This is a genomic window from Micromonospora sp. NPDC049679 (genome assembly GCF_040659735.1).
GTDB lineage: Bacteria > Actinomycetota > Actinomycetes > Mycobacteriales > Micromonosporaceae > Micromonospora_I.
The window spans coordinates 18,340-32,043 of the sequence record NZ_JBFANZ010000027.1; the positions used below are offsets into that span (position 1 = coordinate 18,340).

General features: G+C 68.4%; 12 protein-coding genes. 6 read left to right on the plus strand and 6 right to left on the minus strand.

Going from position 1 to position 13,704, the window contains the following annotated elements; genetic code table 11:
• Positions 1-129 precede the first annotated feature (129 nt).
• Positions 130-516, plus strand: coding sequence for a hypothetical protein (locus tag AB0J06_RS18300; RefSeq protein WP_357429952.1), 387 nt, complete (start codon positions 130-132; stop codon positions 514-516).
• A 36-nt stretch (positions 517-552) separates the two neighbouring features.
• Positions 553-3,738, plus strand: a complete 3,186-nt coding sequence (locus AB0J06_RS18305; protein WP_357429954.1) for an efflux RND transporter permease subunit — start codon at positions 553-555, stop codon at positions 3,736-3,738.
• A gap of 78 nt (positions 3,739-3,816) precedes the next feature.
• Here the strand turns inward: AB0J06_RS18305 and AB0J06_RS18310 are convergent, their stop codons facing one another.
• From AB0J06_RS18310 to AB0J06_RS18320, 3 genes are all read right to left on the minus strand, one after another.
• Positions 3,817-4,581 (minus strand): AfsR/SARP family transcriptional regulator, encoded by a 765-nt coding sequence (locus AB0J06_RS18310; protein WP_357429956.1) that lies wholly within the window; start codon positions 4,579-4,581, stop codon positions 3,817-3,819.
• 625 nt (positions 4,582-5,206) lie between these two features.
• Complete coding sequence (locus AB0J06_RS18315; RefSeq protein WP_357429958.1) at positions 5,207-6,580, minus strand: ATP-binding protein; 1,374 nt, start codon at positions 6,578-6,580, stop codon at positions 5,207-5,209.
• Entirely contained in the window at positions 6,570-7,247 is a 678-nt protein-coding gene (locus tag AB0J06_RS18320) for a response regulator transcription factor (RefSeq protein ID WP_357429960.1), read from the minus strand. The genes AB0J06_RS18315 and AB0J06_RS18320 overlap by 11 nt, the downstream gene beginning before the upstream one ends.
• A gap of 204 nt (positions 7,248-7,451) precedes the next feature.
• Here AB0J06_RS18320 and AB0J06_RS18325 point away from each other — a divergent pair, with 204 nt between their 5' ends.
• Genes AB0J06_RS18325 through AB0J06_RS18335 form a run of 3 tightly spaced genes read left to right on the plus strand, consistent with a single transcriptional unit; the run spans position 7,452 to position 9,747 of the window.
• Positions 7,452-8,354 carry an ABC transporter ATP-binding protein gene (locus AB0J06_RS18325; RefSeq protein WP_357429962.1) on the plus strand — a complete coding sequence of 301 codons (903 nt, stop codon included), beginning with the start codon at positions 7,452-7,454 and terminating at the stop codon, positions 8,352-8,354.
• On the plus strand, positions 8,351-9,193 hold the full coding sequence (locus AB0J06_RS18330) for an ABC transporter permease subunit (protein WP_357429964.1): 843 nt from the start codon (positions 8,351-8,353) through the stop codon (positions 9,191-9,193). The genes AB0J06_RS18325 and AB0J06_RS18330 overlap by 4 nt, the downstream gene beginning before the upstream one ends.
• Positions 9,190-9,747: a hypothetical protein gene (locus AB0J06_RS18335; protein ID WP_357429966.1), complete on the plus strand. Its 558-nt coding sequence runs from the start codon at positions 9,190-9,192 to the stop codon at positions 9,745-9,747. The genes AB0J06_RS18330 and AB0J06_RS18335 overlap by 4 nt, the downstream gene beginning before the upstream one ends.
• Before the next feature lie 97 nt (positions 9,748-9,844).
• On the opposite strand, the gene AB0J06_RS18340 is transcribed toward AB0J06_RS18335, so the two are convergent.
• Positions 9,845-11,419 (minus strand): methyl-accepting chemotaxis protein, encoded by a 1,575-nt coding sequence (locus AB0J06_RS18340; protein WP_357429968.1) that lies wholly within the window; start codon positions 11,417-11,419, stop codon positions 9,845-9,847.
• A gap of 165 nt (positions 11,420-11,584) precedes the next feature.
• Between AB0J06_RS18340 and AB0J06_RS18345 the strand changes: the two genes are divergently transcribed.
• On the plus strand, positions 11,585-11,755 hold the full coding sequence (locus tag AB0J06_RS18345) for a hypothetical protein (RefSeq protein ID WP_357429970.1): 171 nt from the start codon (positions 11,585-11,587) through the stop codon (positions 11,753-11,755).
• Between the two features lie 25 nt (positions 11,756-11,780).
• Here AB0J06_RS18345 and AB0J06_RS18350 read toward each other — a convergent pair whose 3' ends face one another.
• Both AB0J06_RS18350 and AB0J06_RS18355 read right to left on the minus strand, forming a co-directional pair.
• Positions 11,781-13,145, minus strand: coding sequence for a hypothetical protein (locus AB0J06_RS18350; RefSeq protein ID WP_357429972.1), 1,365 nt, complete (start codon positions 13,143-13,145; stop codon positions 11,781-11,783).
• Positions 13,142-13,663 carry a SigE family RNA polymerase sigma factor gene (locus AB0J06_RS18355; RefSeq protein ID WP_357430030.1) on the minus strand — a complete coding sequence of 174 codons (522 nt, stop codon included), beginning with the start codon at positions 13,661-13,663 and terminating at the stop codon, positions 13,142-13,144. Before AB0J06_RS18355 ends, AB0J06_RS18350 begins: the two co-directional genes overlap by 4 nt.
• Between the last annotated feature and the right edge of the window lie 41 nt (positions 13,664-13,704).

Consider the following 13,704-nt stretch of genomic DNA (forward strand, 5'->3'; position numbering starts at 1 on the left):
CACAGACAAGGAGGCGACCACATGCGAAACAGTGGTCGATGGGCGGCCGCAATCCTGATCACCTTCGGTCTGGCCCTGGCAGGATGCTCTCCGGCTCCGGAACGCCCCGTCAGTCACGACGCACCTGCCGTGATCGGTGATGCCGACGCCAACGGGGTGAAGACCGTGAAATTGACGCGGCAGGCGTTCGATCGACTCGGCATCGAGATGACGCCGGTCCGCGACGCGCCAGGAGCGACGGCGGCTCCGGCCACACCGCCGACGCCAGGTGCCAGCCCGGGCGGGGCGACCAGCGTCGTCCCCTACTCCGCGGTGCTGTACGACCCGAGCGGCGTCACCTGGGTTTACACCGCTCCGCGGCCCCTGAACTACGTCCGCGAGAAGGTCGTGGTCACGACGGTGGGCGGGAGCGGTGGGACCGAGGCCGTTCTCTCGGAGGGGCCGCCGGTGGGAACGATGATCGTCGCGACCGGCGTGATGGAGCTGTACGGCGCCGAGCTCGGGGTCGGCAAGTAATCCACCCAGTCGGTACGAGGGTAGGGATCCGGAACCATGATGCGTTGGATCGTTGGAACGAGTCTCAAGCTCCGGTTCCTCGTGGTGGTCGGGGCCTCGATGTCGATGTTCTTCGGCGTCATGCAGGTTCGCGACATGCCCGTCGACGCCTTCCCCGAGTTCGCCCCGCCCCGGGTGGAGATACAGACGATCTGCATCGGGCTCTCCGCGAAGGATGTCGAGGAGCTGGTCTCGGTCCCGCTGGAGCAAGGGCTCAACGGGATCGAGGGCCTGGACGTGATGCGCTCCAAATCGGTCTCCCAGCTCTCCTCGATACTTATGATTTTCAAGCCGGGGACCGATCTTATGAAGGCCCGGCTGCTGGTACAGGAGCGCATCACCGCCATCACACCGAGGCTGCCGCGCTGGGCGAACGCTCCGTTCATGATCCAGCCACTGTCGTCGACCAGCCGGGTCATGAAGATCGGGATATCGCAGGCGGACAAGTCCGACGCCGCACACGTCGAGATGGCGCTGCTGGCCTACTGGTCGCTCCGGCCACGCCTGATGCGGGTACCCGGCGTGGCGAACGTGGGCATCTGGGGCGACCGCTGGCACGTCAAGCAGGCTCTCGTTGACCCCGAGCTCATGAAGAAGCACAACGTCACGGTGGCCCAGGTCATGGAGGCCGCAGGAGACGCGGTGGACGTCGGTCAGCTGAAGTTCCGCGGTGGCTTCGAAATCGGCACCGGCGGGTTCATCGACACCCCCAACAACCGGTTCCAGGTGCAGCACCAACTGCCCGCCCTGACCGGGCAGCAACTGGCCGAGATCCCGATCGAGGTGCCGAAGGGCGGCAAGCCGGTCTACCTCAAGGACGTCGCCTACATCACGGACGATCTCATGCCGCCGTCGCTGCTCATCGGCGACGCGGTCATCAACGACGGCCCCGGCCTCATGCTCATCGTCGAGAAGCTGCCCTGGGGCAACACCCTCGAGGTGACCCGTGATGTCGAGGCGGCGCTGAAGGATTTCGCGCCGGGCATGCAGGGCCTCACCGTGGACACGGAGATCTTCCGGCCGGCCACCTTCATCGAGACCTCGGTCGACAACCTCGGCCGGGCGATGGTCATCGGGTTCATCCTCGTGGTGCTGATTCTCGTACTCTTCCTCTTCGAGTGGCGCGTGGCGCTGATCAGCGCCGTTTCGATCCCGCTCTCCCTCGTCGCAGCGGGGCTCGTGCTCCATTGGACCGGAGCCACGATAAATACGATGATCCTGGCGGGGCTGGTGATTGCCCTCGGCGTGCTCGTCGACGACGCCATCATCGACGTCGAGAACATCGTGCGCCGCGTGCGGCAACATCGGCGCGAGGGGAGCACCAGGTCGACCGCCTCGATCATTCTGGAGGCGTCGATCGAGGTGCGGGGGCCCATCGTCCAGGCGACGATGATCATCCTGGTCTCCACGGTCCCGATCTTCATGCTCACCGGGCTCACCGGCTCATTCTTCCGGCCCATGGCGTTCGCCTACGGGCTGGCGATCCTGGCCTCCCTGCTGGTGGCGCTGACGGTCATCCCGGCGCTCGCGCTGATGCTGCTGGCCAAGGCGCCGATCGAGCGGCGTGAGTCGCCTCTGGTGCGCTGGCTGCAGCGGGGCTACACGGTGCTGCTGGCGCGCATCATCCCTCGTCCCCTCGTGGCCTACGCGACCGTCGTCCTCGTCATGGCGGGCGGCGCCCTGGTGGCGCCGATGCTCGGGCAGAACCTGTTCCCCGCGTTCAAGGAGCGCGACTTCCTGATGCACTGGGTGCTCCAACCGGGTGCGTCCCGGGAGGAGAGTGTCCGCATCGCCATCCAGGCCAGCAAGGAGCTGAGGGCGATCCCGGGCGTGCGCAACTTCGGCGCGCACATCGGACAGGGCACCCTGTCGGACGAGGTCGTCGGCATGAACTTCGGCGAGAACTGGATCAGCATCGACCCGAACGTGGACTACGACAAGACGGTGGCCGCGGTGCAGAAGGTGGTCGACGGCTACCCGGGGCTGCAGCGCGACGTGCAGACCTACCTGAAGGAACGCACCAAGGAGGTGCTCACCGGCTCCAGCGACGCCATCATCGTCCGGATCTTCGGCGACGACCTGGATGTGCTCCGCGAGAAGGCCAACGAGGTCAAGGACCTGATCGCCGGCGTGGACGGCATCGTCGAGGAGCACCTGACGCTGCAGACCAACATTCCTCAGGTGCATGTCGAGGTCGACCTGGCCAAGGCGGCGCGGTACGGGATCAAGCCGGGCGACGTGCGGCGAACGGCCGCCACGTTCATCGCCAGCGAGGAGGCGGGTGACATCTGGCGAAACGGCAAGAACACCGAGGTGCACGTGTGGAGCGTGCCGCAGGCGCGATACAGCATCGAGAGTGTGCGCAACCTGCTGATGGACGCACCGGACGGGCGCAAGGTCCCGGTCGGTGAGCTGGCCGAGGTGAAGATGGTCCCCACGCCGAACCAGATCCTGCGGGAGAACGGGTCGCGGCGCATCGACGTGGGCGCGAACGTGGCCACGGGAAAGGCGCTCGGAGACGTCGCGGCCGAGGTGCAGCGCCGTCTGGCGACCGTGGACTTCCCACCCGGCTACCACCTCCAGTTACTCGGGGAGTACAAGGAGGCGACGACCGCGCAGGACCGCCTCCTGCTCTTCGCCGGCGTCGCGGTGACCGGGATCGTCTTCCTCCTCGCGACGGCGTTCAACAGCTGGCGGCTGGCGTTCCTCGTCCTCCTCACGCTGCCGATGGCCCTGGTCGGCGGCGTGCTGGCGGCATACGTCGGCGGCGGCATCCTCTCGCTCGGCTCGCTCGTGGGTTTCTTCACGGTGCTGGGCATCGCCGCCCGCAACGGCATCCTGATGATCAACCATTTCCAGCACCTGGAACGGGAAGAGGGTGAGCCCTTCGGCCGGGGCCTCGTCATCCGCGGCGCGAAGGAGCGGCTCTCGCCGATCCTCATGACGTCGTTGGCGGCCGGGCTGGCGCTCGTCCCGTTGGTGGTGTGGGGCAACCTTCCCGGCCACGAGATCGAGCACCCCATGGCAGTCGTGATCATCGGCGGCCTGGTCACCTCGACCCTGCTGAATCTGCTGGTGACGCCCTCCCTCTACCTGCGTTTCGGCGGGCAGCGGCGTGCGTCAGGGTCCGCGAGGCGTGCCTGGCCCGGCGGGCACTGGCGGCGCGGAAGGTCTCCTGCATGATTCCTGACCACGCTCCGCCGGAATGAACGCGACCTCGCGGGGCTCCGGCCCCGCGAGGTCCGGTCGGTGGTTGCCGAGTCATGGGCGGAGATCGGGTCGGATCACCCGGAACTCGTCGGCTGCGCCGTCCGACGGACGGCGCCGAACGGTCCGCTGCGGGGTGGTCCTCTGCTGAGGCAGCTCAAGCGCAGGGTCGGCGCAGAGGATGGCCTGCTCCAGCTGCTGGAGTTGATTCCCTGGGTCGAGTCCGAGTTCTTCGATGAGCCGGCTCCGCGCAATCCGATACGCGTCCAGGGCGTCGGGGGCTCGACCAGCCCGGTACAGGGCCAGCATGAGCTGGGCGAGCAGCCGTTGGCGGTGCGGGTATTGCATCGCGAACTCGGTGAGCTCGTCGATGACGTCGCAGTGCCTGCCGAGCCGCAGTTCCGCGTCCAGCCATTCCTCCAAGGCCGCAAGTCGCGCTTCTTCCAACCCCCGGCACAGCTGATCGGTCAGCGGTGTCGCGACATCGGCGAGCGGCGGGCCGTGCCACATGTCCAGCGCACGGCGCAACAGCAAGCCCTTCTCGTCGTCGTTGGGGGCGACGCGAGCCGCCCTGACCAGAGCGCGGAAGCGGTGGGCGTCAACGTACATCGGATCGGCGCGCAGGACGTACGTCGCGCCGTGGGTGATGATCTCCACCTCATCACGACCCGCGCCGGCGTTCGCCAACACGGCGCGCAACCGCGAGACGCGAACGTGGATCGAGTGCCGAGCGGTCTGTGGTGGCGACTCGGGCCACGTCAGATCGACCAACCAGTCGACGGGAACAAGCTGATTGATCCGCAGTGCCAGTACGGCCAACAAAAATCTCTGCTGGCGGGGTCCGAGGTCAAGTTGCCGCTCCCCCGACCATGCCTCTACTGCACCCAACAGCCGAAACTCCACAGCGCCCCCGCACGATGCAGTGGGTTCACCCCGGTCCAAAGTCGATGGCGGCCTGCGGCTGTCGTATCACGGCCCACGCAGGCAGCGAAGGAAATGGGAACCGCGATCACCATGGCGGGCGGCGGTTCCGGCGTGTGGGAAGCGCGTGGAAAAGCGTGGATGAGGACTTCGGCCTGCCAGCCGGACTCGACGAGCGACCGCATGCGACACCACCACCTGACACGTACGAGCCGCGGTAACGCCACCTGAACAATTTCCACCGCAACCCACTTAATTGCTATCGACAACCCGCCCCGGTGTCAACCAAAATTCGCGTCTCCGCCAGAAAATGGCAGGCGAATCGGCATTCCGCTCAATTCTTTACAAATAGCTCAAGGCAAGACGCATCCCCGCACCGAAGCAGTCAAAGCTCTTTCGCGTACCGCAGAGCCGCATTTTCGTCCAGTGTAGAAGTCCAGTGTAGAGTTTAGCCAGGAATACGTTGCGTAAGCCGGGCTACGGCGTAAGTGTTGTGTGCGGATGATGTGTGCGACCGGCACGATCACCGCGTCGGCAGGTGTACGACGAACCGCGCGCCGCGCACGGCGTCCTCGACCACCACTGTGCCGCCGTGAGCATCGACGATCTCCTTGACGATGGCCAGTCCGAGACCTGTACCCCCGCTTTCCCGGCTCCGGTCGTCGTCGAGACGGGCGAACCGTCTGAAGATCCGCTGACGGTCGCCCGACGAGATACCCGGCCCGTCATCGTGGATGACCAGACGGACCTGGACGTCGTCGCTGGAGAGGTCGACGGTGACCAGGGAGGACGCGTAGCGTTCGGCGTTGTCGAGCAGGTTGCGCACGGCGCGCGTGAGGTCGTCCCGGCGACCGTCGACCGCCGCCGCGGAGACCCCGCCGGTATCGACCTGCACCTGGCCGTTGCCGCGGATCCGGGCGGCTTCGGACAGGACGATGTCATCAAGGTCGACAGGGCGGACGGGTGCGCGCGGGGTGGCGTCGTCCGCCCTCGCGAGAAACAGCAGATCCCGGACGAGCCGCTCCATCCGGCGGTTCGCCGCGAGCAGGTCCGCGGCCGTGTCGCGCCAGTCGGTGCTGCCTGGATGGGTGAGGGCGACCTCCAGGTCGGTGCGGGCCGCGGCGAGCGGGGTCTGCAGCTCGTGGGAGGCGTCGGCGACGAAGCGCCGTTGCCGTTCCGCGGCCGCGTGCAACCGGTCGAGCATCGTGTTCATGGTGCGTGCGAGGCGACCGATCTCGTCGTCCGTGGCGGGGACCGGGACGCGTCGGTCAAGTGACCGTTCGGAGATGTCGGCGACCTCGGCCCGGATCGCGTCGACCGGCCGCAGCGTGCGTCCCACGACCTTCCAGGTGGTGAACGCGACGAGCACCAGCAGCAGAGGCGCGCCAGCGGCAAGGGCGCCCTGGACGAGATCGGCGGCGTCGTCGACCGGCGAGAGGCTCGCCGCGACGTAGACCGTCACCGGCCCGTCCGGCGTGGCGCTCGACAACGCGATGACCCGGAAGCTGCCGCCATCGCCGAGAGCCAGGTTCTTGACGGTACGTGCCTCCGGCGCCGATCCCGCCGGGGTGAAGTCGGCGATCGGTCGGTCTCGCGGAATTCCGGCGGTGACCGCCACCACCCGGCCGGCGCCGTCCACGACCTGCGTGATGCTGCCGTCGTCACCTTCGACCGCCAGAGCCGGGGGCAGCGTGCCCTGCCGGGCGAGAGTGGCGACGTCCTCGGCACGCACCTGTGCGATGCCATCGACGCGTTCCACCAGCGAATGCCGCAGAAACACCACCAGACTGACCGCGGTGAGCGCGAGAGCGAAGCCGACGACCACGGTGGCGGCCATCGTGGTGCGGGCCCGCACCGTGGTGAGCCGCCGCAGAAATCTCTTGCGGTCAGCCGCCATCGGGGTCCAGTCGATAGCCGACGAGTCGTACCGTCTGAATCGCAGAACGGCTGAAGGGCTCGTCGATCTTCTTACGGAGATGTCGGACGTAGACCTCGACGATGTTCGGGTCGCCGTCGAACGCGAAGTCCCACACGTGCTCCAGGATCGTCCTCTTCGAAAGCACCTCGCCGGAACGTCGCATGAGGAACTCGAGGAGCGCGAACTGGCGGGGAGTGAGCGAGACCTCGGTGTCGCCCCGCCAGACGCGGTGGGCGGCCGGGTCGAGCCGCAGATCGCCCGCATTGAGCGCAACGGGCCGCTCCCGCAGGCCGCGGCGCAGCAACGCCCGGATCCTGGCCACCAGCACCACGTAGGAAAACGGCTTCGACAGGTAGTCGTCGGCTCCGGTGTCGAGGGCCTCGGCCTCGTCGAGCTCCCCGTCCTTCGCCGTGAGCATGAGGATCGGCGTCCAGTTTCCGGCTTCCCGCAGCTCGGCGCAGACCTGGTAGCCGTTCCTACCGGGCAGCATGATGTCCAGGACGACAAGGTCGTAGTCGCCCTCCTTGGCCCGCCACAGACCATCGACACCGTTGAGGGCGATGTCCGCCGCGAACCCCTCGGCCTCCAGCCCACGCTTGATCGCTCGGGCGAGGTGCTTGTCGTCCTCTACCACGAGGATTCGCACTCTTGGAGTGTGCCATCCGCCGGCTTACCGCCCGCTGAACGCCGCCGGATGCGAGCGCGGCACACATTCAGCCTGCGTTCAGCCCGCCGACCCTACGGTGGCGGTCATGTCTCATGGCAGGTGAGGAGGACGTCCATGGCCGGCGTGAGTCTCGAGGTCGTGCGCCTGACCAAGCGGTACGGGCCCCGTACCGCGGTCGAAGAGTTGAGCTTCACGGCGCATCGAGGTGAAGTCGTTGGCCTGCTCGGCGCCAACGGAGCGGGCAAGACAACAACAATCCGACTACTTACCACGGTGCTCCAACCAACGAGCGGGGCGTTCTCGGTGGCTGGAGTTCCGTTCACCCGGCCGGCCGAGATCCGGCGGCGGGTCGGCGTGCTGCCCGAGAGCGCCGGTTACCCCGGTCACCAGAGCGGCTCGGACTACCTGCGGTATCACGCGCGGCTGTTCGGCCTGGGACGACCGGAGGCCGCGCGGGTCGCCGGCCGTCTCCTCGCCGACGTGGGTCTGGAGGAGCGCGCCTCGTCGCGGATCTCGACGTACAGCCGGGGCATGCGGCAGCGCCTGGGTATCGCGCGCGCCCTGGTGAACGCCCCCCCTGTCGTGTTTCTCGACGAACCGACGCTCGGGCTCGACCCCGCCGGGCAGCGCCAGGTGCTCGGGATCGTGCGCGACATCGCGGTGCGTAGAGGCACGACCGTCATCCTCAGCACCCATGCGCTGCCAGACGTCGAGGAAGTCTGCACGCGCGTGCTGATCCTCGACAAAGGAAGGGTCCTCATCTCCGGCACGGTCGGCGAAGTGACGGCGACGGTCGCGGCGCAGCGGTACGGGCAGCTGCGCGTACCGATTGAGCTGGTCAGTCCGGCCAGGAGGGCCCTTGCCGGGGTTGCCGGCCTGACCGTCGAGGCACCCGACGAGCGTCCGGACGTCCTCAGGATCTCGCTGCCGGCCGGAGTCGGCGGTGAGCAGGATCACCCGGAGCGCGGCATGAACCTGGCGCTGCGGGCGGTGCTCAACGCCGACGTGCCGGTGCTCTCCTTCGAGGTTGAAGGCGCCCGGCTCAGCGACGCCTTCCTCACGATGACCGGAGATGGTGTCCGATGACTGTGAACGTCAGCGAACGGCCGCGGGCCGTCCACGGCGGCGAGCGCCCCGTTCGGAGTCGTGATCCGGGTTGGCGAATCGTCGCCGAGCAGGAGTGTCGGGACCTGTGGGTGAGCGGGCGGGGTCCGGTGTTGGTCTTCGCCTTCAGCGTCCTGCTGAGCGTCATGACGTATCTTGCCGGGACCAACCAGGTCCTCAACTTCCTCGAGCAGCGGGAGGCCGTGAACCTCACTCTGCAGGTCGCGGTGGCGGTCGGCGTCCTTGTGACTCTGGTCGTGAGCGCCGACGCGATCAGCGGAGAGCGTGAGCGGGGAACGTTGGAGAGTCTGCTGCTCACGCCCGTCTCCCGCCGTGCCATCGTGATGGGCAAGCTGGTCGCCGCGCTGTCGCTCTGGCTCGCGACCTTCCTCGTGAGCGTGCCGTACGTGTGGGTGCTCGGCCGCGGAGTCTCGATCGTCGGGCCGGCCATCCTGCTCGGTTTGCTCGTCGGCACGCTGCTGGCCGTCGCGCTCTCCGCGCTCGGTCTCCTGATCAGCGCCCTGTCGAGTTCGAACAAGGTCAGCCTCGCGGTGTGTTTCTTCCTGCTCCTGGCGCTCTTCGCGCCGACGCAGTTGCCCGGCGGCGGACCGAAGGGGTGGTTCGGAGACATGCTCGTCCGGCTCAACCCGGTCGGAGCGGCGCTGCGGTACCTGACCGCCGTCGTGGTCAACGGCCACGACTGGACCCGTGATCTGTCCTATCTCGTGTCGCCGCTTGTCACCGCAGTCCTCGCCGGCGGCGCGCTGGTCATCGCCGGTTCCCGGATCGTCCGCCTGCACGGAGGGGTGAGCGGAGAATGAGATCGATGTTGGTGCTCACCGGGCTGCTGGTGGCGGCAATAGCTCCGGTTGGCCTCGCCGGCTCGGCGGCAGCCGCCCCATCGAGGCTGCCCGGGACCGTCGAGGTGACGTTGGACCAGAGCCAGATCGAAACTGTCGTGGGGCAGGTGCTGACGGTTGAGTCCCGAATCGTCAACTCGGGCCAAGCGCCGACGGACCGACTTGTCGCGCACGTCAACGTCGTGAGCCTGAACGGCGTGTATGTGGACCTGGAGGACTGGTCGGCGGAGGTCACGCAAGCGGCGTCACCGCTGGCGCCGGGCAACAGCAGGACGCTGTCCTGGAAGCTGCATGCAGTCAACGCCGGCAGCTTCGACGTCTACGTGGTGGTCCTGCCCGCCGGCTCCGCCTCCGCTGGGGCCACCCCGCTGGTGGTGAGCCCGCCGGTGCACGTGACGGTAGCGGGACGGCGGACGCTGACCGCTGCCGGATCACTGCCCGTCGCGATCATCATGCCGACCCTGCTCGGGCTGCTGGCCGCCACCGGGCGCTACCGGCTCCGACGCCGAGGCTGAAGCGGCGTGGGTCCGGCCTGGGTGCCGGTACGGGGAGACGCCAACGCGGCACTCTTACGTGCCACCGACGCGCCGTCTCCCCGCACCGGACCCACCGTCAGTAGCGGAACCGGCCGACCAGGTGCTCCAGTTCGCCGCTGAGGTCGGCCAACTGTCCGGCCGCCTGCTCGGTCTCGGTCACGCCCGCGTTGGTTGAACGGGCCGCGTCGGCCACCTCGGCGATCCCCTTCGTGATGCTGCCGCTGCCGTCCGCCGCGGCGGACACGTTGCGGGTCATCTCCTCGGAGGTGGCCGCCTGCTCCTCCACCGCCGACGCGATGGTCGTCTGGTACTCGTTGATCCGGCCGATCACCTGGCTGATGGAGGCGATCGCCGCGACCGCGCCGTCGCTGTCGAGCTGGATCTTCTCCACCCGCCGCGAGATGTCCTCGGTGGCCTTGGCGGTCTCCTGCGCGAGGTCCTTGACCTCGCTGGCGACGACCGCGAAGCCCTTGCCGGCGTCACCGGCGCGGGCGGCCTCGATGGTGGCGTTGAGGGCCAGCAGGTTGGTCTGCTCGGCGATCGAGGTGATCACCTTGACCACGTTGCCGATCTCGGCCGACGACTCTCCGAGCCGGGCGATGATGTCGTTGGTGGAGTCCGCGACCGCGGCCGCCTCGGTGCCCACCCGGGCCGCCTCGCCGGCGTTCTGCGCGATCTCCCGGATGGAGGCCGCCATCTGGTCGCTGCTGCCGGCCACCGTCTGCACGTTGTCCAGCACGTTGTCCGCAGCCGACGACACCCGGCTCGCGCGGTCGGACGTCGACTGCGCCGCGCTGCTCATCTGCCGGCTGGTGGCCGACAGGGTGCTGGCCGACGCCGACAGCATCGAGGCCGAGCGGGCCACCGCCGTGACCGTCTCGCGTACGTTGCCCAGCGCTTGGCGCAGCGCGTGCCCCATGCGGCCGATCTCGTCGTCGGACCGTACGTCGACCTCGTGCGTGAGGTCACCCTCGGCGAGCCGCTCCAGGGCGGTCACCATCGCGGCCACCGGCCGGCGGACACTGCGGGCGACCAGAACGCCGAGGGCGATGGCGAGCAGTACACCGATCACGACGAAGGCGATGGTGCGGTTGCGCGACGAGTTGTAGAGGTCGACGATGGCGGTGCGCTGCTCTGCGCTGTCCTTGATCAACGTCGTGGCGAGGGCCGCGGTTTCGTCGTTCACCTTGGTGTACAGCGCCGTGGTGGTGTCGTTCAGTTCCTTGCCCTTGCCCGGGTCGGTGTTGGCCGCGCGCTTCGCGTGCGAGGCCAGGAACGCGTGCCACGTCGCGGTCAACTCATCGACCTGCGGCTTCAACTCCGCCGGGGCGTCGGCGCGCAGCTTCTGGAGCGCGGGGTCGACATCGGCCATCAGCTTCTTTGCCTTGTCCGCGTAGACCTGCTTCGCCTGTGGGTCCGGCACCACCTCGTGCACCAGGTCCGTCACCGAGAAGTCGTACATCAGCGCCTGCGCCGCACGCAGATCAGCCATCGGCGTCACGTCCCGCTGCGCCATCATCGTCGCGCGGTCCTTGAGTTCGCGCTGCTGCAGGGTGTTGAGCAGGCCCACTGCGGCCAGCAGCGCCGCGACGGCCAGGAACGCGGCGATCAACCGGGTCTGGATGCTTCGCCGTAGAGGGTTCTTGTTCATCTCGCCATTCCCGTCACGCAGGCAACATTCGAAGGACTGCGCCATCGCATATCGGCAGGCGGGACGGCAGGGTGAGATGAATGACCTCATAGGTGAGCCATATACCAAAACGGGGCAAGAGCAACGGAATAGTGGTGAAGACCGTCGTCGGCAACGGCGGCAAGGTTGGGGCTGTTCATCGCCGAAGTCATCGTGGTGGTCATGTTCTCGCTGGACGCTGCCGGCATGGCCGGGCCGGCAGCCTGCGGGTTCGTGCTCGTCCCTCTCACGGTGGCGGCGCCGGTCGTCGTACTCCTGAAGGTCATCACGGCGCTGCGACGGCGCGACCGCACCTGACCCGCGCGGACACGTCCCGATCGCCTTACCGCCGGCTGACCTCGCGGCGCCGCACGTACCATCGGCCGCCGAGCACCGCGGCGCCCAGCGCGACCGCCACGACCAGCCAGAACCAGAACCGCGGCCCGAGCCGGACGAAGGGTGGTTCAGCGACGCGAGTACCGCCCCAACGGACCAATCCGTCGGCGACGTCCACCGCGGACACGCCGATTGGTGCGGTCATTCGGGTGATGGGCGCCGCCGCGCCCGGCGCGAGGGACAGCAGCCGCACGGTACGGACGTTGGGGTACAAGATGCGCTCCTCGATCTTCGTCGTGGTGCGCGCGGCTTCGGGAGTGGGCTGGTACGCGACGACGAGTGCCGCACCGCCCGGTCCCCAGCCGAGCAGACGGATCGCGGCGACCCCGGAAACCGCCGGCACGTCGAGGTCCCCGAGGGGGGCGCCGGTGGCCGGGTCGATCGTGGCCAGCGTCCACGCGTCGCCCCGCCGCTTCGCCACGGTCACGGCGCGGCTGTCCGGGCTCCAGGCGCCCTTGCCGGCCAGGATCTCGTCGGGAGGCAGGCGGAAAGTCTGCCTCGGCGTTCCGGCCACATCGGTAATGGTGAGCGTGTCATCGACTTGAAGCGCCAGTTTTTGGCCGTCCGGGGCGAAGGCGACGGCATATCCCGGCACGATGCTGCTCGTGTCGGGTGCGCTGGCGAGGTGGACCGTGGTGCCCGTGTCCGGCTCCACCAGACTCAGGACGTTGCGGTAACTCGAGCGTTCCGCATCGACCCGCACCGAGTCGATCACGACGAGCCCTCGACCGTCCGGTGACCAGCCGAGCGGTTGCGTCGATACGCTGCCGGCCGCGACCGCCGGTATCTGCTGGACCGACCCGTCGGTCAGGTCGACGATGTCGACCCGTGGCGCGGTGCCGTCGCCTTCCGGAGGGTAGGCCAGACGCGTGCCGTCAGGGGAGAGCAGCACCACATGACCCGCCGACTTTATGTAGCCGACATGCAGAACGCGGTACCGGTCAGCCTCGGCGCCGACCGCACCGACCGTGCCATCTTCGTCGCTGCCCATTGTGCGCATTCCGGTGAACAGCAGCGCCGCGGAGCCCATCGGGAACGGGTCGGTGACCCGCAACGCGCCGATCGGCGGCTTCCAGATCTGGTCGGGCAGCGCGCCCGATCCGCTCCCGGGCTCCATCCCACCGGGTTGCCCGCCCGGTTGCCCGACGGGCACCGACCAGACCATCGCGGCCAACGCCACGAGGACGGCAGCCGTGGCCGCCGCCGTCCGCCGACGGGTGCGGCGCGCCGTGGCCAGCGCCCGCTCATACACCAGGTAGCCGGGCACCTCATCAGCCGCCTCGTGCAGCGCCTCGCGCAGCCGTACCGTCATCGGACGCTCCTTTCCCGCGGGGCGTCGACCAGCTTCGGCGCGATCGCGCGAAGACGACGCAGCGCGTCGTGGCCGTGTCGCTTCACCGTGCCGACCGAACAACCCAACACCTCAGCGACCTGCGCCTCGGTCAGGTCGTCGAGGTACCGCAGCACCACCACCGCCCGCTGCCTCGGCGTCAGTTGCTGCAGCGCGGCCGCCACCGTCACCCGCAGCGTCGCCGCGATGCTCGGGTCGTCACCGGGACGCTCCGGCGGCGCGGCCGTCAGCCGCTCGGTCACGCGCCTGCGCCGCCACCACGAGATGTGCTGGTGGTGCATAACCCGCCGCACATACGCCTCCGGCTGGTCACCCCGGATGCGCCGCCAATGCCGGTACGTACGGGCGAACGCCGCCTGGAGCAGGTCCTCAGCGAGCTGGTGGTCGCCGGTCAACAGGAACGCGGTCCGCGACAGGGCACGGGAGCGCTGCACCACGAACTGGTGGAACTCGCCGTTGAACTCGCCCGCCTCGCCCATACGCACCCCCTCACCCTCCCCAGCGCCTCCCAGCACTCAAA